The organism is Micromonospora sp. NPDC050417 (assembly GCF_044458865.1).
Lineage (GTDB): Bacteria > Actinomycetota > Actinomycetes > Mycobacteriales > Micromonosporaceae > Micromonospora_G.
The window spans coordinates 175,103-196,519 of sequence record NZ_JBITIH010000005.1 but is presented as its reverse complement, the minus strand read 5'-3'; the positions used below and the strand labels follow the sequence as shown (position 1 = coordinate 196,519).

Below are 21,417 nucleotides of genomic sequence, written 5' to 3'. Positions count from 1 at the left end.
CGTGAGTCAGCATCGAGGTCGCGCTCCGCGTACTTTCCCCATTTCCTGCGGGCGCTGGTCTCGTTGTGCTAAACGCACGGACCCAGGCGTGCGGTTGCGGGCACCGTGCTGCCGAGTCTCCTACATCCGACGGATCTCCGCAGCGTTTTCGTACATCGCAACTGGGTAGACAGCGCGGACGCCCGGGCAAAGAGCCCGGAGTGTCCGGATTAATGAATTTGGCCGACAACGTTGCGTAATCAGTCGACTACAGAGCATGATGGTCCGGCGAGGGAAATCGCACGTCGTCCGTGCCGCCTGGGGGCAGGCGCGACGGATGGCCGGGGGGTTAGTGGCCGGCTGATCGGCACGAGTCGGTAGCGGGAAAAGCAAGGGGGGACGTGAACAGATGGGCATGATCACAGACTGGCCCACTTTGGCGGCATGTCAGAACGGTGACCCTGACGCGCTGTTCGTACAGGGCGCCGAACAGAACGTGGCGAAGCGGATCTGCCGAAGTTGCCCGGTGCGCTACGAGTGCCTGGCCGACGCGCTCGACAATCGAATCGAGTTCGGCGTCTGGGGTGGCATGACCGAGCGTGAACGGCGGGCGCTGCTCCGTCGGCACCCGCAGGTGGCCAGCTGGCGCAAGATGTTCGAGGCCGCCTTGAAGAACAAGGACAAGTCTCTGGTCACGGCCGGCTGATCGCGGCGCCTATCGTTCGCAGCCCGTCGACGTCATGCACGTCGGCGGGCTGCGCCGTGACCGCCACCATCGGCACCATCGGGTACGCGTCGGTGAAGACCGCGGCCACCCGCTGCTCCCGGGCCGCCTGCTGAGCCAACGCGGCGTGCACCCGAAGCGTCTCCACCGTGGTCTCGTGACCACCCAGCTCCGCCAGCCGCTCCGCGGCGGCCAGGCTCTGCTCCGCCGAGAGATCGGCCGCCGTGGTCTGGTGCACCCGGTTGAGCACCAGCCCGGCGAGCGGCATCCGGTCCTCGCCGAGCCGCCCGGCGAAGTACGCCGCTTCGCGTACCGCGTCCGGCTCCGGCGCCGCGACCAGCAAAAACGCCGTCTCCTGCGCTTGCAGGATGCGGTACGTCTGCTCCGCCCGCTGCCGGAAACCGCCGAACATCGAGTCGAGGGCCGCGACGAACCCGGACAGGTCAGTGAGCAACTGGGCGCCGAGCACCCTCTGCACCGCCCGAGAGAACATCCCGAACGACGCCGTGACCAGGCTGAACATGCTCCGGCCGCCGGACCGGGCCGGGGCCAGCAGCAGCCGCAGCATCCGCCCGTCGAGGAAACGGGAGAGCCGGGCCGGTGCGTCCAGGAAATCCAGGGCCGACCGGGACGGTGGCGTGTCGACCACGATCAGGTCCCACTCGCCCCGGGCGTGCAACTGTCCCAGCTTCTCCATCGCCATGTACTCCTGCGTACCGGCGAAGGTCGAACTCATCGCCTGGTAGAAGGGGTTGGCGAAGATCTCGGCGGCCTTCACCGGGTCGCTGTGCGCGAGCACCACGTCGTCGAAGGTCCGCTTCATGTCCAGCATCATGGCGTGCAACTCGCCGCCACTCGCCTCCACGTCGATCCCCTTGACCTGCCGTGGCGTGTTGTCCAGTTCGGTCAGGCCGAGTGACTGGGCCAGCCGGCGGGCCGGGTCGATGGTGAGCACGACCGTACGTCGTCCGTGCACCTCGGCCGCGCGTAGCGCGATTGCTGCGGCGGTGGTGGTCTTACCCACGCCACCCGAGCCACAGCAGACCACGATCCGCACACCGGAATCGGCGAGGATCTGGTCGACATCCAGCTGTGGCGCTGGTTGATCGGAAGGCACCATCCGAGCGTATCGGGATTGGGGCTCCCACTGCCCGGGGCAGCGCTCAGGTGTGAGTCAATCGGCGCTGGCCAGCACTGCTGCCAGCCGATCCAGGCCGGACCGGTCGACCCCTTCCGGCAACAGTGGTAACACCGTTATCGGCAGCCCCAGCTCCACCAGGTCGGAGCGGAGCGATTCCTCCAGTTCGCGTCGGGTGAGCTGGTCACGGGCCTCGGCGTGCAGCGCGGCGACGGTGGCGCGGTCGGCGGCCAACCCCGCAGCGGCCAGCCCCCGACGCAACTCCGCCTGGCTGACCTTCGCCGCCAGCAGCGGCGGACGGGCGCCGTTGACGATCACCCGACCGATCGGGATGCGCAGTTTGTTCAGCTCGGCGATCGCGTCGACCGTCTCCTGGACCGGCATCTCCTCCAGCAGCGTCACCACGTGCACCGAGGTGATCGGCGAGCGCAACAGGGCCGCCACACCCTCGCTCTGGGTCTTGATCGGCCCGACCTTGGCCAGCCGGGCGGCCTCGGCGGTGACGTTGAGGAACCGGCCGATCCGGCCGGTCGGCGGTGCGTCCAGCACGACCGAGTCGTACACCCGGCGCTTCTCGGCCGTCCGGGTGGTCGCCTCCTTCACCTTGCCGGTGAGCAGCACGTCCCGTAGTCCCGGTGCGATGGTGGTGGCGAAGTCGATCGCACCGAGCTTGCGCAGCGCCCGGCCGGCGGCACCGAGTTTGTAGAACATGTCCAGGTATTCGAGGAGGGCCTCTTCGGGATCGACGGCGAGTGCGCGTACCTCCCCGCCGCCGGGAAGCGCGACGATCCGTCGTTCCTCGTACGGCAGCGGACCGGTGCCGAAGAGCTGGGCGATGCCCTGCCGGCCCTCCACCTCGACCAAGAGGGTGCGCCGTCCGTCAGCGGCCAGGGCGAGCGCCAGCGCGGCGGCGACGCTCGTCTTCCCCGTCCCGCCCTTGCCGGTCACCACGTGCAGACGGGCGGGCCAGCCCGTACCGGGCTGACCCTCCGACGCGTCGTCACCTGCTCGCACGTATACGAGCGTAACCAGCCGTGCCGGCTAGCTGACCTCGCAGACCCGCCATCCGGTCTTCTGGATCACGGTGAACTTCAACTGCTGGTCGACGGTCTTCTCGTCAGCGGTGGTCATGGTGAGCTGGACCGAGACCGTTGCCTGGACATCGGTCTGGTTTTCGACCTTCGGCTTCTGCCACTTGAATCGCGGAGTTTTGTAGGTGGTTGAGAGCTTTTCCACCTCTTCCACCTTGTCGGCGATGTCTTCCTCGTTGCCCGCCTGCGAGCAGACCAGCGCGGCGGCCTTCTCCGCGTCCTTGTCGACGTAGACCGCCTTCAGGAAGTTGTCGACCGCGCCCGCGGGGTTGGTCGCGCCCTCGCCGACCTCGGTGTTACGCAGAAGAAGGAACGCGGCGGTGCCGCCCCCGCCGCAGAGCACCAGCGCTGCGGCCAGCACGATCGAGGCGATGAGCAGGCCGCGCTTCTTCTTCGGCGGCGCCTGCTCCGGCGGTGGGTATCCCGGTGGCAACGGGTAGCCGGGCTGCCCGAACTCCGCCGATCCCGGGACCGGCTGCCCCGGGTACGGCGCACCCGGCACCGGCTGACCGGGTTGTCCCGGGTACGGGGTCCCAGGCGCGGGCTGTCCAGGCCAGTTCTGTGGCGGGATCGGCTGGGTCGGAATCGGCTGGGTCGGGACCGGTGGCGTCGGGACCGGCGCTACGGGAATCGGCTGGGTCGGCGTCTCCGGCTTGGGCGCCTCGGTCGCGGCGGTGGGCTCCGTCGGTGCGTCCGCTGCGGTGAGCCCCGCCTCTGGCCCGGGGGCCTCGGCGTCCGGCGTGACAGGCGCGGCGTCCGGCGTGACAGGCGCGGCGTCCAGCGTGACAGGCGCCGCGTCCGGTGTGGTCGGAGCTGCCGGGGTGGGCTCCTCGTCGCGGGGCGGCTGACCACCCGGCGGTTCGGCAGGGCCGCCGTTGGGCGGTTGAGTCATCGTCTCCCCCGTAGGGCCTCGGTACGCCGGCCCTGCGGCAGCCCCTTCGGTGCACCGGCGGGCCGCGCGAGCTGGCGCAGTGATCAGGCTTGGCGAGAGAGCATACGTGCCCGCTCGCGGCTGAGGGTAGTTGTCGCGTGCCAACCGAAGGTCGTGGCGTACCGCCAGCAGTGTGATCTCGATTCCGGCGTTGCCGTTGCCGCCGGGTGTCCGTTGGAGCATGCGGGGGTGGCCGGCACCGGGACCCTGGGGCGAATGCCCGTAGGCTGTCCGGCACATCCGTACGCCGTCCGGCGCAGCAGCCGACAACGAGGGGGCCAGCCAGCGATGCAGAAGTGGGAGTACGCCACGGTGCCGCTGCTCACGCACGCGACCAAGCAGATTCTCGACAACTGGGGCGAGGACGGTTGGGAGCTGGTGGGTGTGGTGCCGGGTCCGAATCCGGAGCAGCTCGTCGCCTACCTGAAGCGGCCCAAGGCATGAGCAACGGTCCACACGCCAAGCTCGCCGAGCTGGGGCTGAGCCTGCCCGAGGTGGTCCCACCGCTCGCCTCGTACGTGCCGGCGGTGCAGTCCGGTCGCCATGTGTACGTCTCCGGCCAGTTGCCCATGGTCGACGGGAAGCTGCTCGCCACCGGCAAGGTGGGCAACGGCGTCTCCGCCGAACAGGCGAAGGACCTGGCCGAGCAGTGCGCCCTGAACGCGCTCGCGGCCATCGACTCGCTGGTCGGCCTGGAGAACGTCGTCAAGATCGTCAAGGTGACCGGTTTCGTCGCCTCGGCGGAGGGCTTCACCGGCCAGCCCGGTGTCATCAACGGCGCCTCGAACCTCTTCGGTGCGGTCTTCGGTGAGGCCGGCCGGCATGCGCGCAGCGCGGTCGGCGTGGCCGAGCTGCCGCTGGACGCCCCGGTCGAGGTCGAGGTCATCGTCGAGGTCGCCTGACCCGTACCGGCCGACCACCGGCCGATCCGGTGGCGCGAACCGGCACACCTGGGCTGCCCGGACCAACCCCTCGACCGGGTACGTCCGGCACCCCAGGTGTGCGGGTTCGCGCCGTCAGGGCGGGTACGCCCGCCAACTCGACTCGGCGTCGTCATCTGCTGGCCGTACGATTCCAGCCATGACTGGGCACGTGAGCGCGCCGGCCGCGGCGCTGGTCGACCAGCTACCGAGCTGGGTCACCCTGCTCAGGGCACCCAATCCGGGACCGATGACCCTGGACGGCACCAACACCTGGCTACTGCGGGCGCCGGGGCAGGAAACGGGCGTCGTCATCGACCCCGGTCCGGCCGACGAGGAACACCTCGCCCGGATCGCCGCCCAAGGCCCGATCGGTTTCATCCTGATCACCCACGGGCACGCCGATCACGTCGAGGGCGCCCGTCGCCTCTCCGACCTGCTGGGCGGAGTGCGGGTCTTCGCGGCTGACCCGACCCACTGCGTCGGAACCGCACCGCTCGACCCGACCGAGAGTTTCGACGCGTACGGGCTGGAATTCGACGCCCTGGACACCCCCGGCCACACCCGTGACTCGGTCTGCTTCCTGGTCGAGCCGACGACCCCGATGGACGGACAGGCGCAGGCCGCCGTCTTCACCGGGGACACCATCCTCGGTCGGGGCACCACCGTCGTCGCCCACCCCGACGGCGACCTGGGGCAGTACCTCGACAGCCTGGAACTGCTCACCGCGTACGACGGGTTGCCGGCCCTGCCCGGCCACGGCCCGGCACTGGCCGACTGTGCCGCCGCCGCGCGGTTCTACCTGGCCCACCGCCGGGCCCGCCTCGACCAGGTACGGCAGGCGGTCGCCGCCGGCGCGACCACCGCTCCCGAGGTCGTCGCCGTGGTCTACGCCGACGTGGACCGCTCGCTCTGGTGGGCGGCCGAATGGTCGGTCCGGGCCCAGCTCGACTACCTCGAACGGCGGGAACGCGACGACGACCCGGCGGGGGCGGGGCAGGAAGTCGGATCCAGCGGGCAGGAACGGGAATCGGGACCGGGGGTCAGCGGGTTGGACCTCCCGTGACCTGCCCGGTGTGTGGAACCGTCGCCGTGCCCGGCGCGCGGTTCTGCCACAACTGTGGCGCCGCGCTGCCGGCCGCCGCGACCCTGCCGGCGGCCGAACGCCGGGTGGTTACCGTCCTCTTCGGCGACCTGTCCGATTTCACCTCCTGGTCGGAGGACCTCGACCCGGAACGGGTAGGCGCGGTCACCGACCGGGTCCTCGCCGCCCTCGCGGGCGCGGTCAAGACCTTCGGCGGACACGTCGACAAGCTCACCGGCGACGGCATCATGGCCGTGTTCGGTGCCCCCGTCGCGCACGAGGACGACGCCGAGCGGGCGGTCCGGGCGGCGCTCTCCATGCAGAAGGCGGTCCGCCGGGTCCTCGACGACGAGCGTGGCGGTGGTGCCCCGCTCGGCCTGCGGGTCGGGCTCAACACCGGTGACGTGGTCGCCGGCATCCAGGCCGCGATCGAGTACACGGTCATCGGCGACACCGTGAACACCGCCGCCCGGCTCGCCGACGCCTCCGCGATCGGTGCGGTCTACGCCGGTGCCGGCACCGCCGCCGTCACCCGGCACGTCGCGTCGTGGCGGCAGTTACGGCCGCTGCGGCTCAAGGGCAAACGCCAGCCGGTCGAGGCGTACGAACTGCTCGGGCTCCTGGACGCACCCGGCACCCGCTCCGGACTCGGGGACGAGGCGCCCTTCGTCGGCCGGGAGACCGAGATCGGGCGGGTCGCCGGACGGCTCGCCGAAGTGATCGACCGGAACGACTCCCGGGTGTTGCTGATGACCGCCGAGGCCGGGGTGGGCAAGTCCCGCTTCGGCGCCGAGGTCGAACGGCTCGCCGCGGGGTACGACGTCGGAACCGGCCGGTTCGCCGCGCACACCGGTGCGCGGGTGCTCTCCGTACGCTGTGCGGCCTTCGGCGAACGGCGCCGGCTCGCCCCCCTGGCCGACCTGGTCCGGGCGGCGGTGGGTCTGCCCAGTGGGGGCGGTGCGGCGGTGACCCGACCGGTGGTCGAGGAGCGGCTGCGCCGGCTCGGCCAACGGCTCGCCCGCTTCCGGGTGGACCAGCCGCCGATCGCGTCCGAACTGCTGCTCGCCCTGCTCGGCCACGGCGACCTGGCGCCGGCCTCCGGTGTCCCGGTCGGGGCGGAATGGGCGCCGACCGGTCCCGTACCGGACGCCAACGCGGTGCCGGCGGCCGTCGCCGACCTGCTCAGTACGCTCGCCGCCGAGACTCCGATGGTGGTCATCGTCGACGACCTGCACGACGCCACCCCGGAGACGGTGGAGGCGCTCGGCGGGATGCTGTCCCGGTTGACCGGACCGGTGCTGGTGCTGCTGCTCGGCCGTCCCGAACTGGTCCGTACGGCCGGCACACTGACGGGGGTGGCGGACGCCGAGGTGTTCCCGTTGCCGCCGTTGCGGGGCGCCGACGCGGCCCGGCTGCTGACCGCGTACCTCGGGGGCGGCCGGTTGCCGCAGGCGGACGCGGACCGGCTGCTCGCCACCGCCCAGGGCAACCCGTTCTACCTCGCTGAGCTTGTCACCCTGCTGATCGAGCGCGGCGCCCTGACCGCCGTACGGGACGGAGAGGCGGGCCCGGTCGGCGGCACCGCCGTGACCGGTACCGGCGCCGCCTGGCAGCTCGTGCCCGGATCGCTCGGCAGTCGCCTGCTCTCCCGCGACCTGGCCGCTGTCCTCGCCGCCCGGATCGACGCACTTCCGGTTGACGCCCGTTCGGTGCTGCGCGACGCCGCGGTCATCGGCGACACCGTGCCGGCGGGTGCGTTGGAGGCGCTGCGTGAGCGCCGGATCGGCCGGGACGGTGGTGCCGCCACAGTGGATACCGTCGAGCTGGACCGGGCGCTCGAAGAGCTGTTGCAGCGACGGATGCTGCACCGCACCCGGGACGGTTACACCTTCGCCACCCCGCTCATGCGGGAGGCCGCGTATGCCGGTCTGGGCAAGGCCGACCTCGCCGAACGGCACGCCGCGCTGGCCCGGTGGGCGGCCCGGGTCGACGTCCCGGCGGCGGCCGGTGGGGGGACCGCCGTCGACGACGGCACGACGACGGCCGGTGCCGACCGATCGGGCCTGCCGGACGAGCTACGGGACGCGTTTGTCGCCGAGCATGTCGAACGGGCGAGCGCGCTCGCCGACGCGGTCGGCCTCCGGACCGACTCCGTTGCCCGTACGGTGGCGCCGCTGGGCGTGACGGCGCTGAGCCGATCCGCCCGCAAGGCCATCGCCGCCGGGGAACCGACGCTCGCGGTCGAGTACGCCGAACGCGCGGCCGTGCTCGGCGGCGACGAGGTGTCGGGCCCGGACCAGTTGGTGCACGCCCGAGCCCTGTTGCAGATCGGTCGCCCAGCCGACGCCCTCTGCTTCGCCGAGAAGATCGGCGCCAATGCCGGCGAGGACGCGGTCAAGCGGGCCGGTGCGCTGCTCGTCGCCGGGCAGGCGTACCAGGCGATCGGCGACCACCAGCGGGCGGTGGCGTCGTGGCAGGAAGCGTTGCAGGTGGCGACCGCCGCCGACCTGCCGGCGCCCCGGGCCTCGGCGATGCGCCGGCTCGGCATGGCCGACTTCTTCAATGGGCGGTTGAGTCAGGCGAGCAGCCGGTTCGCCGGGGCGTACCAGGTCAACCGGGCCGCCGACGACCGGCGCGGGCAGGCGTGGTCGTTGCAGAACCTTGCCTGGGTGACCACCACCCGGGGCGATTTCGCCGGCACAGACGCGGTGCTCGGTCGGGCGGCGCGGCTCTTCGCCGAGACCCACGACCCGGTCGGTCAGGCGTGGTTGCGGGGCACCACCGCGTTCGCCCGGCTGCTGGCCGGACGGCTCGCCGAGGCTCGCCGGCTGGCTCGGGTCTTCCTGCCGTTCGGTGAGCGGGTCGGCGAGGCGTGGGCGGTCGGCACGTTGCGCGCGGTCGAGGCGTTCGCCGCGGCCGAGTTGGGTGAGTTGACCGAGTCCGACCGGGAGGCGCGTCGGGCGTACCGGGACTTCGCCGCCGTCTCGGATGACTGGGGCAGGGGGTTCGCCCTGGTCGTACGTGGTGTGGTGGCGCGTGGACTGGGTGAGCCGGAGCACGCGCTCGACCTGCTCACCGATGCCCTGGAGTACGGCGAGCGGACCGCGCACCCGTTGCTGACCGGGCTGGCGGGCACGTTGCGCGGGTTCGTGGCGTTGCAGCGGGGGGATGTGGAGACCGCCGAGCGGGACGCGCGGGCGGTGCTGGCCGCGGTCGAGCCGCACAATCCGTTGGCGCCGGTGCAGGTCGGTCCCCGGGTGCTGCTCGCCACCGCCCGGTTGACCGCCGGTGATCCGGGCACGGCGGTGGGGTTGCTGGCACCGCTGGCGACCACCGTGAGTTCCCCGTCGTTGCTCTTCTCCCGGCAGCAGACCCTGGCCCGGTACGCGTCCGCGCTGCTCGCCGAGGGGCAGCCGGTGCAGGCGCTGGACTGGGCGCGGCGGGCGTCGACCGCCCCGGCGGAGGACGTACGCAGTGCGGTGCTCGCGGCGGGGACGTTGGCCGAGACCCTGGCCGCGGTCGGCGAGTACGCCGAGGCGGGTGCGGCTGCGGCGGAGGCGGTGCGGTTGGCGTACTCGACCCAGCAGGTGAGTGAGCGGGCCGGTGCGGATGCGCTCTGCGCGAGGCTGGCGCCGTACCTGCCGGCTCCGATCGACGTGGCCGCGCTCGCGGCGGCGGCCGGTCTGGCGGAGTCTGCCGGTCTGGCCGAGTCCGGCTCGTCCACACAGCCGCTAGCGTAGATCTTCCACGGTCCACTGCGGACGTCTTCGGTTCCGGGGCGGGCCCTCCGTTGGCCGGGCAGTCGCGGTGGGTGGCCGCGACCCACGGGGAGTGTCTGGAGGAGACGGATGAGGCTGCCGCGTTCCGCTGCCGGCTGGACGATTGCCGTCTTCGGCCTGCTCGCCCTGGTGCTCGGTCTGGTCGGGCTGATCCGTCCGGAGGCGTTGCTGCGTCTGCTGGGTTTCGAGGTGATCGCGGCGGCGGAGCGGGCGAGTGGGGACTACACCCGTACCTATATGGCCGCGTCGTCGATGGCGGCGGTGAACATGGGGGTTTACTACCTGGTTGCCGCGCACACTGAATGGCGAGCCTTCTTCCGGTTCACGGTGATTTTCCGGTTGGTCACCTTCAGCGTGTTCTCCATTGTGGTGCTGACCGGTTCCGCGCCCGGGAAATTCTTCGGTGTCGCGCTCTGGGAAGGGCTGGGTGCGGTGGCCACGGGCGTGGGGCTGTGGCTCGACGCCCGCCGGGGGAGGGTGGCTCCGACCTCGCCGGCGACCGGTGCTGTCCGGTCGCCGACCGATGCGGGCCACTGAGGCGTCCGACCTCTTCGGTATTTTCGTTGTTGTGACGGACAACCCGGCAGGCGCGCTACCGAAGCCAGTGGTGCCCGGTCTGACGGATTTGCACGTGTTTGCCCGAGGTGGTTACGCCACCGTCTACCGCGCCACCCAGGGGTCGGTCGGGCGCGAGGTCGCGGTCAAGGTCGAGAACCGGACCCTCGGTAGCGAGCGCGACCAACGACGATTCCTCCGCGAGGCACGTGCCGCCGGCCGGATGTCCTCCCACCCGCACGTGGTCGATCTCTTCGACGCCGGGGTCACCGAGGACCAGCACCCGTACCTGATCATGGAACTCTGCGACGGCTCGTACGCGGAACGGATGCGCAACTCCCCGCTCGGGCCGGCCGAGGCCCGCGACCTTGGCGTGAAGATCGCCGACGCGCTCGCCCACTCACACGCCATGGGCGTGCTGCACCGCGACGTCAAACCCGCGAACATCCTGCACTCGCACTTCAACCCGGCCGTCCTCGCCGACTTCGGGCTTGCCGTCCTCGCCGAGGTCCGCGACACCCAGGTCACCCTGGAGGTGCTGACCCCGGCGTACGCCCCGCCGGAGATGTTCCGGCACAGCCCGCCCTCTCCGGCCGTCGACGTCTACGCCCTCTCGGCCACCCTCTACGCGGTGATGCACGGTCAGCCGCCACGCTGGCGCACCGACCGCAACCCGAGCCTCGTCACGCTGATGGACCTCTTCAACGAGCCGATCCCCGAACTGCCCGGCGTGCCACCGGAACTGGTCGAGGTGCTCCGCTACGGCATGGCCAACGACCCCGAGGCCCGACCCACCGCGGCACAACTACGCGACCTGCTCGCCGCACTGCCGCTCGGCCCGGTCGCGCCGATTTCCGGCGCGCCCGTCTCCGGCACCCCGTACAGCGGCTCACCGATCTCCAGTCCGCCGTTCCCGGGTTCGTCGTTCCCGAACTCGCCCTACCCGGTCTCGCCCGCCACCGGTCCGACCAGCGGCATCAACGGCACGGTTCCCGGGCAGCCGGGACCGGAACACCGCAGCCACCCGGACACCACCGCCCCGAGCGCTGGCTACCCCGCCCCGCCCGGACCCCGGCCGCCGGTCAGCGCACGCTACGACGACAACCACCCGACCGTACGGACCAACCCCCGGCGGCGCCGGCTGCGCTGGTTCTTCGGCGGGCTCGGCGTACTCGCCCTGATGCTCGCGACCGCCACCGGATCCTGGTACGCCGCCCGAGTCGACCGGACCGCGCTGCCCGGAGCCAGCGCCACCGTGACCCACTCCCCGGTGCCGCCGACCCTCTCCGGCGGTGCGAAGGCGCCCCCCGGTGGCGCCCTGCCCGGTTGCCGGCTGGTGCCGCTGCCCAATGGTGGGCGCTGCACCGAAGAGCTGGAGTGCTTCGGCCCGATGCAGATCCAGGGCACGCACGCGGGAGCGAACCGGGTCTCCTGCACCGGTCGGCACACCTGGGAGACGTACGCCGCCGGTGACCTGCCAGCCGAGGTCGACGCCGCGAACCATCAGGCGATCTGGAAGGACGCGACGGTGCAGGGCATCTGCAACGCGAACACCTTCCGGCTCACCACCCAGTTGCTCAGTGCCGGCGACTGGCAGCTTCAGGTACTGCCGCCCAACGGCGACGAGCTGGCACCGGGCGAGCGGGTGTTCCGCTGCCTCGCGGGCAAGGGCACCAACGCGTTGAACGGCCCCACCCTCGGCCGCTGAACCGCCCGAGGCCCCTCAGGGGGAGGTCGTCGGGAAGGCGGTCGGGCCGATCGACTCGGCGGCGGAGCGCAGCGCCTCCAGCATCGCCGTGATCGCGCTGGTCCGGGCCAGGTCCGGCCAGGTGTACGCGGACACGGTCCGTCGCAGCACCGGCTCGACCCGTACCGGGACCACGTCCGGGTGCTGGAGGAAGGCGAGCACCAGACTCGGCAGCAGGGCGACGCCGAGCCCCGCCGCGACCAGGCCCTGCAACGCCAGGTTGTCGTCGGTGGCGCAGGCGATGGTGGGGCTGAACCCGCTGCCCGTACAGGCGTCGACGAAACTGCTCCGACACTTGGGACAGCCGGCGATCCAGGTCTCCCCGGCCAGGTCGGCGAGCTGGACCGAGCGCCGCCCGGCCAGTGGGTGACCGCTCGGCACCAGCAGCACCAGCGAGTCCACCAGGAGCGGCACCTCCAACATGCCCGCCTCGGCCGGCCCGGTCTCCGCCGTGCGGGGCAGCTCCGACTCGTACGTGAAGGCGACCACCACGTCACATTCCGCCCGGCGGAGCACCTGGTACGACTCGGGTGGCTCGGCCTCCAGCAGCTCCAGCCGTACCTGCGGGTGCCGCTCCTTGAGCGCGGCAGCGGCGTACGGCACCAGGGTCGCGTTGGCGCTGGGGAAGGCGCAGACCCGTACGGTGCCGGTTTCGAGGGTGGCGACCGCCCGTACCTGTTGTTGGGCGACGGCCATGTTGTCGAGGATGTCGGCGGCGTGCCGGGCCAGCGTGGTGCCTGCCTCGGTGAGCCGCAGGGTACGTCCGACCCGGGCGAAGAGCGGTCCGCCGACGGTCCGCTCCAGTGCCTTGATCTGTTGGCTGACCGCCGGCTGGGTGCAGTGCATCGAGCGGGCCGCCGCGGAGAACGATCCGCTTTCCACCACCTGGCGGAACATCACAAGCTGGCGCAGGTCGAACACGCGGGAAGCATAACCGCTGCTTATGGGCCTTTCCCGGGATGTGATGAGGCTCGCCTAGCCGCTCTGGGCCCGTTCTCCCTGTCCTGGTCCGCTCAGCCGACCAGGACAGGGAGGTGGTAGCGGCGGCGGATGCTGGTGCCGACGCGGGAGATGTCCGCGCCGTAGATGTGGATCGAGACGGCGGTGTCGGCGCCGGCGTTGCGTACCTCGTGGATGTCGCCGGGCGGGGCGATGCCGCAGACGCTGCCGGTGGGGTTCTCGGTCACCTCCGCCTGGGTGAGGAACACCTCGCCGTCGCGTTCGGTGACCTCGTACCGGACCTCGGACTCGACGCCGTCGACGACGCCGACGACGCACCAGCAGAGGTGGTCGTGGATCGGGGTGACCTGCCCCGGGCGCCAGACCAGGGCGACGACGGAGAAGAGGCCGTCCGGTTCGACGTGCAACACGTGCTGGACGTAGCTGTCCGGGTCGCCGGCCAACTGCTCCGGGGTGAGGATCTCCCGGGTGGGCAGGTTGGCTCGGAGCGCGGCGCTGACCAGTCGCGCGGTCTCCTCGGGCGGACAGACCTGGTTGGCCGCGGTCCGCACGCTCCGGACCAGGTCGTCGATCTGGTTCGTTGACATCTTTCCCGTGCCCCCTCGGGGCCGAGGTACGACGACTCGGGCCCTGAGGCCAGTCTGCGGATCGGCCTTCCTCAGTACCAATTGCGATTTCTTGGCCGGATCAAAGCGCAGCTTATGGTTCGGCTGGTCCGCCCGACTCGGCGCGCTCCGCCCGGCCGGAATGGGCGATCGCCTGGAGCAGTGCGGTGGCGGAGCCGGTGAGGCGCCGTCCGCGCGGCCAGACGGCGCGCAGCGTACGGCTCAACGTCAGCCCCCGTACCGGGATCGCGACCAGCAGTTTCGCGGCCAGTTCCATCTCCACCGCGTAGCGGCTGAGCACCGCCGGGGCGGTCCCGGCCATGGCCGCGCCCTTGACCGCGGCGTTGGAGCCGAGGGCCAGCTCCGGGGGGAGTGGGTCGAGATCGGCGAGAGCCCGTTCGAGGGTTTCCCGGGTGCCCGATCCGACCTCGCGGACCACCAGTCGGGTGCCGGCCAGTTCGGTCGGCTCCAGCGGTTGTCGTCGCCGCGCCCACCGGTGTCCCGGTGCCACCACCACGATCAACTGGTCGTGCCCGACGACCAGGCTGTCGAGCCCTTCCGGCACCGTCGGCCCCTCGACGAAGCCCACGTCGATCCCCTCGTCGGCGAGGACCAGTCGGGCCACCTCGGTCGAGTTGATCACCGTCAGGCCGACCCGGATGTCCGGGTACGTCATCCGCAGGTGGTGCAGCCACCGGGGCAGCAGCGCCTCGGCGACGGTCATGCTCGCGGCGACCCGCAACTGGGCGGCCCGTGCCTCGCGGAGGGCGACGAGGCTGTGCTGGAACTCGTCGGCCGCGCCGAGCAGCCGGATCGCCCAACCGACCACCACCCGTCCGTCGTCGGTGAGCGGCGATCCCCGGTGGGTGCGGAGGAGCAGCGGCACCCCGGCCCAGCGTTCGAGGGCGGCGAGCCGCTTGGTGGCCGACGGTTGGGCGATGCCGGCGGCCCGTGCCGCCTGGCCGATGCTGCCCAGTTCGGCGACGTCGACCAGCAGCCGGAGGGATTCGAGATCCGGAAGGTCGCTCATAGCCACAGGCTATGGGGTCGACCGTGATCGAGGACTACTGGCTCCCTGACCAGCGGCGCAACCTAAGAGTGCAGTACCGGAACGAGGGGGTGGCGGGGTGGCGGTAGCGGCACAGGCACGGGTCATCGAACGGGCACCAATCCCGACCCGGCCCAGACGCACCGCCACCCTGCCCGGGCTCGCCGTCGCCGCAGCCGTCGCGCTGATCGGGTACGGCGTCAACCAACTTGCCAGCCCGGTCAGTCCGATGATCGTGGCGATCCTGCTCGGCGTCGGCGTACGCAGCCTCGGCGGCTACCGGGAGTGGATGCGACCCGGGCTGACCTTCGCCGCCAAAGGGCTGCTCCGGGCCGGCATCGTGCTGCTCGGCCTGCAACTCGTCGCCGCCGACATCCTCGACCTCGGCATCGGTCCGATCGCGGTCGTCGTGGTCAGCGTGGCGGCGGCGTGGCTCGTCACCCGCTGGGTCGGGCGGCGACTCGGCCTGCGCCCGGCGACCGCGCTGCTGGTCGCTACCGGTGTCTCCATCTGCGGTGCCTCCGCCGTCATCGGCATGAACGAGGTCGCCGACGGCGAGGAGGAGGACGTGGTCACCGCGATCGGCGTGGTCACCGTCCTCGGCACCCTCTGCCTGCTGCTCATTCCCGGCCTGGGCCTGCTCTTCGGCCTCGATCACACCCTGATCGGCCTCTGGGCCGGGGCGAGCATCCACGAGGTCGGTCAGGTCGTCGCGGTCGGCGGTGCGATCGGAGCGGCGGCCCTCGCTACCGCCGTCGTGGTGAAACTCTGCCGGGTGGCCCTGCTCGCCCCGCTGGTCGCCCTCGTAGCGGCCGGCCGCCGCCGTACCTCGACTCCAACGGCTGACGGGCAACGTTCCCGTCCGCCGGTGCTGCCCTGGTTCGTCGTCGGATTTCTTGTCGCGATGGCACTGCGCTCCACCGGGGTCCTGCCGCACGGGCTGGTCACCATGGTCTCGGCGGTCGCCGGTCTGCTGCTCGCCGCGGCGATGTTCGCCGTCGGCACTTCGGTCGATCTCCGTACGGTCACCCGGAGCAGTGGCCGCGCGCTCGCCACCGGCGCTGCCGGCACCGTGGTCCTGGCCACCGCGTCGCTCGGTGGACTGCTGCTGGTCGGGGCCGGTTCCTAAACGGTGGGATGCGCCCCGGAGGGCGGGTTGGCGTTGTGGCCGACCCGCCCAATTTGTCCGGCGATCCAGCTCACACTTCCCCACCGGGCCTACCCATAACACTGATCAACAGGTTCTATTGCGGCGCACCAGTCTGATCCGTGCAATCTGGCTAATATTTATAGGGATGCCTCGTGTCGCCACGTGACCTCACCCGGCTCGCCGAACTCACCGAAGCCGAAGTCAACCGCCAGTACGTGACGGCGACCTCCGAGCGCGGCAGGGTGGCGCTCGGCATCAGTGCCGCCGACATCGGTGGCGGCTTCTCCCTGGCGATGCGGAACGACCCGACCGGCGGTGGCTGGAACAAGACGCTGGGCATCGGCTTCGCCGAACCGGTCACGAAGAAGCTGATCGGTGAGGTCGTCGACTTCCACCGGGAGCACGGCAGCCCGTCGGCCCAGGTCCAGATCGCCCCGGAACTCCTCCCCCCGGACTGGGAGGACATCCGTGAGGCATTCGGGCTCACCCCCGGCGGCCACATGATGAAGTTCGCCTGCGCGGTCGAGGACTTCAAGCCGGGTACGACCGACCTGCGGGTCGGCTTGGTCGATCCGCAGGACGTCGACAAGTGGGCGACCATGCTCAGCGTCATCTTCGGCATGCCCGAACACTTCGACTCGATGATCGCGGGCACCGGCCGCCGGCCCGACTTCCGCCCCCTCGCCGCCTGGGACGGGGACGAGATGGTCGCCGGAGGCAGCCTCTTCATCGACGGCGACGTCGCGTCGCTCAACACCGGCGCCACGAAGGCAAGTCACCGCAACCGTGGCATCCAGTCGGCCCTCCTCACAGCCCGGGCACAGGCCGCCGCCGAAGCCGGCTGCCGCTGGCTCGTGACCGAGACCGGTAAGCCCACCGAGGGCGAGTCGAATTCGTCGTACAACAACATGCTCCGTTCCGGATTCACCCTGCTGTACGCGCGGCAGAGCTGGATCTGGAAGCCGGGGGGCGTCGTCGCCGCCTGAGCCTGTGTTCGTACCAGTCGCATTCACGGGGTTTTCCATGTCAGCAGAGAAGATCTCAACCGCCCTCGCCGAGTTCGTCGAACTTGAGGTCAACGCGGCGATTGTGGCGTTGGTACCCGCGAGCGACCAGGAGAAGTACGGCTTCGCCGTGCGTCGCGTCGGCGGCGGCGCGTCCCTCGCCTACCGGGACGGCAACCTGCACAAGACGCTCGGGCTCGGCCTCACCGAGCCGGTCACCGAGACGCTGATCGGCGAGGTCATCGACTGGCACCGCTCGTACGGCAGCACCGCGCTCCGGATCCAGATCGCCCCGGAGGCCCTGCCGTCGAACTGGGACGAGATCTGTGCCGTACACGGGCTGACCGGCGGTCGGTGGAGCGTGAAACTCGCCGGCGAGGTCGATGCCATCGTGCCGCGTACGACGGATCTGCGGGTCGCGCCGGTCACGTCGACGCAGGCCGGGCAGTGGGCGTCGCTGATGGCGGACGTGTTCGGAATGCCGGAGCTCTTCGCCGTGGCGAGCACCGCCTCGGTGGGCCTGCCCGCCTTCCGTGGGTACGCCGCCTGGGACGGCGACGAGATGGTGGCGGGCGCGAACCTCTTCGTCCACGGTGAGGTCGCCTCACTGAACTCCGACGCCACCCTGGAGAGCCACCGTGGACGGGGCGCGCAGTCAGCGCTGATCGCGGTGCGGGCACGGGCGGCGGCGGATGCCGGATGCCGCTGGTTGGTCGCCGAAACCGGCCGGCCCGAGTCGGGCGACTCGAACCCGTCCCTGAACAACCTGATCCGCCTGGGGCTCACCCCGTTGTACGACCGCCAAGACTGGATCTGGCAGGCCCCGGCCACGACGGACTGATCCGGTCTGGTGCTGGCGGCCGGAAGGCACTGCCGCCAGCACCGGCCAGCGCGAGTCACACTTCACCGCAGGTGCGACGAATACGTGCGCGGTGCGCGGTGCGCGAAGTCGGGCGGCGCGACGATCGGCAGCCGGACGGTGAAGACGCTGCCCTGACCGAGGACGCTCTCGACGGTGATCGTCCCACCGTGGGCCTCGGCGAGTTTGCGGGCGATCGACAGGCCGAGCCCGCTGCCCCCGGTGCTGCGGGTCCGTGAGTCGTCGGCCCGCCAGAAACGGTCGAAGACCCTGGGCACGTCGGCGGGTGCTATGCCGGTTCCGGTGTCAATCACGGCGATGGTCAGTTCGTCGCCGAGCACCGTGCAGCGGACGGTGACCGAGCCGCCCGCAGAGGTGTGTCGGACGGCGTTGGCGACGAGATTGCCGACGAGTTGGCGCAGCCGGGCAGGGTCCACCGCCACCTCCGGGTCGGCGGCGGTGTCGCTGTTCAGCCGTACCCCGGCGAGCTCGGCGGCGCCCCGGTGCGCCTCGACGACCTGTTCGAGCAGGTCGGCCACGTAGCACGTCTCGTGGTGGATACGCAGGTCGCCGGCATCGGCGGCGGCAAGGTCCCGCAGGTCGTCGATGATGTGCTGGAGAAGCAACGTCTCCTCCAGCAGGAGGTTGAGTAGTTGGGGGTCGAGCTGGGCCAGACCATCCTGGGCGGCCTCCAGCCAGCTACGTATGGTGCTCACCGGTGTTCGCAGCTCATGCGCCACGTCGTTGACCATGCTCTTGCGCAACGCCTCGGTCTGCTCGCGGCGGGTGGCAAGTTCGTTGAGGGCGGTGGCCAGGTGGCCGATCTCGTCGCGGGTGGTCACGGGTACCCGGGTCTGCTCGTCCAGGGGCTGGCGAGCGGCGTCGGTCAGCACCCGCAGCGGCCGTACGAGGCGACGTCCAACCAAGATCGTGATCAGTACGGCGGCGGCCAGCACCGCCGCTGTCACCGCGGCAATCCGGATCTTGTTAGCGCGAGACAGATTGAACGCTACCTCGGTGGTCTCCTGTGATTTGTCGGTGACGAACAGTAGTGCAGGCGGCGCCACGTACGCCTTCAGTTGATTTTGCCGTGACTTCAGCAGACAACTGTCGATCCGCTTGTCGAAATCGGCGTCCCCGACACTCACCGCCGTGAGGTCCAGCTTGATTTTGAGACTGGCGTCCGGATCATGCAGGCATGCCTTGGTCGCCGTCGACAACTCCTTGATCCAATTGGCTTCACTCGGCGTCGGCCTCGCCAGCTCGGTCGGCAGGCAGGTGTCCGCCACGTTCCGGGAGTCCCACCCGATCACCCGCACCGATGCCCGCCCCGTCGGGCTCACCACGATCTCCCCGTCCAACGGGGTTTGGTCGCGGATGCAGTCGAGTTGCTCGCCGGCCCACCTCCGGGTGGCGTCGCGTTCCTGCGGGCTCAGCTGGAACGGCCCGACCGCACGCGCGTCGATCCGCTCGGTCCCGCCGGTCAGGCCCAGATCCACCTGCAGCGGGTCGACGGTCGCCGATGGTCGAGCCGTCTGCAGCGAGGGGCCGGCCGGCGCGGAGTCGGCGATCAACTGCCGGTCCTGGGTCATCAGGGTGATCCGCCGGTCGAGCTCGCCGGCCCGCTCCGTGGCAATGGCGCTCACCCCCGACCAGTCGTGATGGGTGGCGGCGTAGCCCAGGAGCGTGTCGTAGACGCTCTTGTCGTCGGCCAGCGAGCGGCCCTGCTCCTGCTGGATCGCGTGGGTGGTCGACTGCACGGCTAACCACGCGGTCGCCAGAATCGCGCACACAGCCACCAGGACCGAGGTGACCAACAGCCGGGTCACCAAACTGCGATGCAGTGGAACTCGCTGGCGTCTCACAGCGCGCCGGCGCTCAGCTTGTAGCCGACTCCGTACACGGTCAGCAGTTGTCGTGGTCGGCGCGGGTTCGCCTCGACCTTTCGGCGCAGGTTCATCACGTGCACGTCGATGGTGCGTTCGGTCGACTCCCGGTCGACGCCGCGGGTGTGCTCCAGTAACTGTCCTCGGGTGAAGACCCGGCCGGGCTGGCGGATCAACGCGGCCAGGATCGCGAACTCGCCGGTGGTGCAGTCGACCCTGATCCCGTCGACGGTCACCGTGTGTCGAGCCTCGTCCACGGTGAGGAGCCCGACCCGGTGTACTGGCGACTGCTGCGGCGTCGTGCGGGCCCGGCGCAGCAGCGTCCGGATCCGGGCTATCAGCTCCCGTGGGCTGAACGGCTTGGTCAGATAGTCGTCGGCGCCCAGGTCCAGCCCGAGTAGCAGGTCGTCTTCGCTCGCGCGGGCGGTCAGCATCAACACCAGGACGTCCGACTCCTGCCGCAGTACCCGGCAGACGTGCAGTCCGTCCAGTTTCGGCATCATCACGTCCAGCACGAGCAGGTCGAACATCTCCTGCCTGGCCCGCCGCAGTGCCGCCTCACCGTCATGTACCACGGTGGCCTCGTGGCCCTCTGCCACGAGGTAACGACGCAATGCCTCGGCTTGCCGTACGTCGTCCTCGGCGAGCAACACCCGTGCACACATGGCGGCGACTATATGCAGGTGAAGCGCGATTTACCGTGAGATAGGTATCTCACCAAGACTGACAAGATCCTCATATTTCCTCGCCACAATCGGCGCCATGCCATTGCCCCGAACGGTGCCGCCGTCGGATTCAGAGACCCAGGTCATACCTGCCGTGAGGTCTGATCCGCCACGCCGTCGCTACCTGAAAGTAGTCATTCCCGCTGTCGTCCTTGCCGGGCTCGTCGCTGCGGCCGGAATCGTCTGGACTGGTCGCGGCTCCACTGCTCCCCCGGTCGCCGAAGAACCGACCGGAGTGCAGAGCATCGCGCTGGTGAAGCAGGACATCTCGACGTCACAGTCGCTGTCGGGCAGCCTCGGCTACGGCACGCCCCGCATGGTCAAGGGTGGCAAAGACGCCACGGTTACCTGGCTGCCGAGCCCGGGTACGTCCGTCAAGCGTGGCCAGCAGCTTTACCGGATCGACGACAGGCCGGTACCGCTGTTCTACGGCGGGATGCCGTTGTTCCGCCCGTTGACCGACCTCAACATGACCGGCCGGGACGTGTGGATCGTCGCTGACAATCTGCGCGCCCTCGGTTATGCCATCGGTAATCAGCCGGCACCTGGTACCCGGCTGACTCCGTCGTCATCCGGCTCCGCCCGCGTGACTGTGCAGAAGGGCGACGGTGTCCTGACCGCCGCGCTGCGCGATGCCGTGAAGCGCTGGCAGAGCGACCTGAAGGTGCCGGTGACCGGCACGATCGAGCCCGGGGACGTCGCCGTGTTCACCGGTGCGGTCCGGGTCGATTCTGTCGCCGTCGAGCCCGGCGACAGTGCGAACGTCCCGTTGATGTCGGTCACTCCGACCGCCAAGGTGATCACCGTTCAGGCGGATCTCGGTAACGCCGGCTCGATCGAACAGGGCGACAAGGTCACGGTTCGGCTGCCCGACGAGAGCAAGGTCGGTGGAGCAGTCGCCACCGTCGGCACCACTGTGACAGGTGCGGCGGGCGACCCCGGCGCGGGAGGCACCCCACCCAAGGTCACGGTGACCATCACCATCGACCAGCCCGCCACAGTCGACAAGATCAACTTTGCCGACGTGCAGGTTGAGTTTGTCGCCGAGACCCACAAGGGCATCCTCGTCGCCCCGGTCGGTGCGCTGTTGGCGCTCAGTGAGGGCGGCTACGCCGTCCAGGTCGAGGGCGGCGCCCTGGTGGCGGTCGAGACCGGCATCTTCGCCAAGGGCTTCGTCGAGATCAAAGGCGATGGCCTCGCCGAGGGTACGAAGGTAGTGACCACCTCGTGAG

18 protein-coding genes and 1 pseudogene are annotated in these 21,417 nt (G+C 70.6%); 11 read left to right on the top strand and 8 right to left on the bottom strand.

Annotated elements, in window-relative coordinates:
* Nucleotides 1–388 precede the first annotated feature (388 nt).
* Nucleotides 389–685 carry a WhiB family transcriptional regulator gene (locus ACIBF5_RS09265; RefSeq protein WP_121157967.1) on the top strand — a complete coding sequence of 99 codons (297 nt, stop codon included), beginning with the start codon at nucleotides 389–391 and terminating at the stop codon, nucleotides 683–685.
* Here ACIBF5_RS09265 and ACIBF5_RS09260 read toward each other — a convergent pair.
* Genes ACIBF5_RS09260 through ACIBF5_RS09250 form a run of 3 tightly spaced genes read right to left on the bottom strand, consistent with a single transcriptional unit; the run spans nucleotide 672 to nucleotide 3,824 of the window.
* Nucleotides 672–1,823 carry an ArsA family ATPase gene (locus ACIBF5_RS09260; RefSeq protein ID WP_396809729.1) on the bottom strand — a complete coding sequence of 384 codons (1,152 nt, stop codon included), beginning with the start codon at nucleotides 1,821–1,823 and terminating at the stop codon, nucleotides 672–674. The two genes, ACIBF5_RS09265 and ACIBF5_RS09260, sit on opposite strands and share 14 nt — an antisense overlap.
* 54 nt (nucleotides 1,824–1,877) lie before the next feature.
* Complete coding sequence (locus tag ACIBF5_RS09255) at nucleotides 1,878–2,855, bottom strand: ArsA family ATPase (protein WP_396809727.1); 978 nt, start codon at nucleotides 2,853–2,855, stop codon at nucleotides 1,878–1,880.
* Between the two features lie 27 nt (nucleotides 2,856–2,882).
* Nucleotides 2,883–3,824, bottom strand: a complete 942-nt coding sequence (locus ACIBF5_RS09250; protein ID WP_396809725.1) for a hypothetical protein — start codon at nucleotides 3,822–3,824, stop codon at nucleotides 2,883–2,885.
* Between the two features lie 327 nt (nucleotides 3,825–4,151).
* Between ACIBF5_RS09250 and ACIBF5_RS09245 the strand changes: the two genes are divergently transcribed.
* The 6 genes and pseudogenes from ACIBF5_RS09245 (at nucleotide 4,152) to ACIBF5_RS09220 (ending at nucleotide 11,909) form a co-directional block, all read left to right on the top strand.
* Nucleotides 4,152–4,307, top strand: a complete 156-nt coding sequence (locus ACIBF5_RS09245; protein WP_121157972.1) for a DUF4177 domain-containing protein — start codon at nucleotides 4,152–4,154, stop codon at nucleotides 4,305–4,307.
* Nucleotides 4,304–4,765, top strand: a complete 462-nt coding sequence (locus tag ACIBF5_RS09240) for a RidA family protein (RefSeq protein WP_396809723.1) — start codon at nucleotides 4,304–4,306, stop codon at nucleotides 4,763–4,765. The genes ACIBF5_RS09245 and ACIBF5_RS09240 overlap by 4 nt, the downstream gene beginning before the upstream one ends.
* A gap of 178 nt (nucleotides 4,766–4,943) precedes the next feature.
* Nucleotides 4,944–5,849 carry an MBL fold metallo-hydrolase gene (locus ACIBF5_RS09235; protein WP_396809721.1) on the top strand — a complete coding sequence of 302 codons (906 nt, stop codon included), beginning with the start codon at nucleotides 4,944–4,946 and terminating at the stop codon, nucleotides 5,847–5,849.
* Nucleotides 5,850–5,857: 8 nt separating this feature from the next.
* Nucleotides 5,858–9,499 (top strand): annotated as a pseudogene (locus tag ACIBF5_RS09230) (adenylate/guanylate cyclase domain-containing protein); the annotation flags it as partial.
* A 216-nt stretch (nucleotides 9,500–9,715) separates the two neighbouring features.
* Nucleotides 9,716–10,183, top strand: coding sequence for a hypothetical protein (locus ACIBF5_RS09225; RefSeq protein ID WP_396809719.1), 468 nt, complete (start codon nucleotides 9,716–9,718; stop codon nucleotides 10,181–10,183).
* 31 nt (nucleotides 10,184–10,214) lie between these two features.
* Nucleotides 10,215–11,909 carry a protein kinase gene (locus ACIBF5_RS09220; RefSeq protein WP_396809717.1) on the top strand — a complete coding sequence of 565 codons (1,695 nt, stop codon included), beginning with the start codon at nucleotides 10,215–10,217 and terminating at the stop codon, nucleotides 11,907–11,909.
* A gap of 15 nt (nucleotides 11,910–11,924) precedes the next feature.
* Here ACIBF5_RS09220 and ACIBF5_RS09215 read toward each other — a convergent pair whose 3' ends face one another.
* From ACIBF5_RS09215 to ACIBF5_RS09205, 3 genes are all read right to left on the bottom strand, one after another.
* The gene (locus ACIBF5_RS09215; protein ID WP_396809715.1) at nucleotides 11,925–12,869 is read right to left on the bottom strand and encodes a LysR family transcriptional regulator; all 945 of its coding nucleotides are present in this window, start codon (nucleotides 12,867–12,869) and stop codon (nucleotides 11,925–11,927) included.
* 92 nt (nucleotides 12,870–12,961) lie between these two features.
* Nucleotides 12,962–13,495 carry a hypothetical protein gene (locus ACIBF5_RS09210; protein ID WP_396809713.1) on the bottom strand — a complete coding sequence of 178 codons (534 nt, stop codon included), beginning with the start codon at nucleotides 13,493–13,495 and terminating at the stop codon, nucleotides 12,962–12,964.
* Between the two features lie 112 nt (nucleotides 13,496–13,607).
* Nucleotides 13,608–14,543, bottom strand: coding sequence for a LysR substrate-binding domain-containing protein (locus ACIBF5_RS09205; protein WP_396809711.1), 936 nt, complete (start codon nucleotides 14,541–14,543; stop codon nucleotides 13,608–13,610).
* Between the two features lie 97 nt (nucleotides 14,544–14,640).
* Between ACIBF5_RS09205 and ACIBF5_RS09200 the strand changes: the two genes are divergently transcribed.
* The 3 genes from ACIBF5_RS09200 to ACIBF5_RS09190 all read left to right on the top strand — a co-directional run bounded on the left by ACIBF5_RS09200 (nucleotide 14,641) and on the right by ACIBF5_RS09190 (nucleotide 17,556).
* A complete protein-coding gene (locus ACIBF5_RS09200) occupies nucleotides 14,641–15,690 on the top strand; it encodes a YeiH family protein (RefSeq protein WP_396809709.1) in 1,050 nt (349 codons plus the stop codon).
* Nucleotides 15,691–15,863: 173 nt separating this feature from the next.
* A complete protein-coding gene (locus ACIBF5_RS09195) occupies nucleotides 15,864–16,697 on the top strand; it encodes a GNAT family N-acetyltransferase (protein ID WP_396809707.1) in 834 nt (277 codons plus the stop codon).
* A 37-nt stretch (nucleotides 16,698–16,734) separates the two neighbouring features.
* Entirely contained in the window at nucleotides 16,735–17,556 is an 822-nt protein-coding gene (locus tag ACIBF5_RS09190) for a hypothetical protein (RefSeq protein ID WP_396809705.1), read from the top strand.
* A gap of 62 nt (nucleotides 17,557–17,618) precedes the next feature.
* Here the strand turns inward: ACIBF5_RS09190 and ACIBF5_RS09185 are convergent, their stop codons facing one another.
* Nucleotides 17,619–19,403 carry a sensor histidine kinase gene (locus tag ACIBF5_RS09185; RefSeq protein WP_396809703.1) on the bottom strand — a complete coding sequence of 595 codons (1,785 nt, stop codon included), beginning with the start codon at nucleotides 19,401–19,403 and terminating at the stop codon, nucleotides 17,619–17,621.
* Nucleotides 19,404–19,435: 32 nt separating this feature from the next.
* Nucleotides 19,436–20,125: a response regulator transcription factor gene (locus tag ACIBF5_RS09180; protein ID WP_396809701.1), complete on the bottom strand. Its 690-nt coding sequence runs from the start codon at nucleotides 20,123–20,125 to the stop codon at nucleotides 19,436–19,438.
* A gap of 154 nt (nucleotides 20,126–20,279) precedes the next feature.
* On the opposite strand from ACIBF5_RS09180, the gene ACIBF5_RS09175 reads away from it, so the two are divergent.
* Nucleotides 20,280–21,416 carry an efflux RND transporter periplasmic adaptor subunit gene (locus ACIBF5_RS09175; protein WP_396809699.1) on the top strand — a complete coding sequence of 379 codons (1,137 nt, stop codon included), beginning with the start codon at nucleotides 20,280–20,282 and terminating at the stop codon, nucleotides 21,414–21,416.
* Nucleotide 21,417 lies beyond the last annotated feature (1 nt).

What these genes read in the sequence shown, in the direction of transcription:
- ACIBF5_RS09250 (WP_396809725.1), bottom strand. Translation starts at nt 3,824, where the DNA reads ATGACTCAACCGCCCAACGGCGGCCCTGCCGAACCGCCGGGTGGTCAG.
- ACIBF5_RS09265 (WP_121157967.1), top strand. Translation starts at nt 389, where the DNA reads ATGGGCATGATCACAGACTGGCCCACTTTGGCGGCATGTCAGAACGGT.
- ACIBF5_RS09225 (WP_396809719.1), top strand. Translation starts at nt 9,716, where the DNA reads ATGAGGCTGCCGCGTTCCGCTGCCGGCTGGACGATTGCCGTCTTCGGC.
- ACIBF5_RS09205 (WP_396809711.1), bottom strand. Translation starts at nt 14,543, where the DNA reads ATGAGCGACCTTCCGGATCTCGAATCCCTCCGGCTGCTGGTCGACGTC.
- ACIBF5_RS09240 (WP_396809723.1), top strand. Translation starts at nt 4,304, where the DNA reads ATGAGCAACGGTCCACACGCCAAGCTCGCCGAGCTGGGGCTGAGCCTG.
- ACIBF5_RS09210 (WP_396809713.1), bottom strand. Translation starts at nt 13,495, where the DNA reads ATGTCAACGAACCAGATCGACGACCTGGTCCGGAGCGTGCGGACCGCG.
- ACIBF5_RS09190 (WP_396809705.1), top strand. Translation starts at nt 16,735, where the DNA reads ATGTCAGCAGAGAAGATCTCAACCGCCCTCGCCGAGTTCGTCGAACTT.
- ACIBF5_RS09235 (WP_396809721.1), top strand. Translation starts at nt 4,944, where the DNA reads ATGACTGGGCACGTGAGCGCGCCGGCCGCGGCGCTGGTCGACCAGCTA.
- ACIBF5_RS09180 (WP_396809701.1), bottom strand. Translation starts at nt 20,125, where the DNA reads ATGTGTGCACGGGTGTTGCTCGCCGAGGACGACGTACGGCAAGCCGAG.
- ACIBF5_RS09245 (WP_121157972.1), top strand. Translation starts at nt 4,152, where the DNA reads ATGCAGAAGTGGGAGTACGCCACGGTGCCGCTGCTCACGCACGCGACC.
- ACIBF5_RS09260 (WP_396809729.1), bottom strand. Translation starts at nt 1,823, where the DNA reads ATGGTGCCTTCCGATCAACCAGCGCCACAGCTGGATGTCGACCAGATC.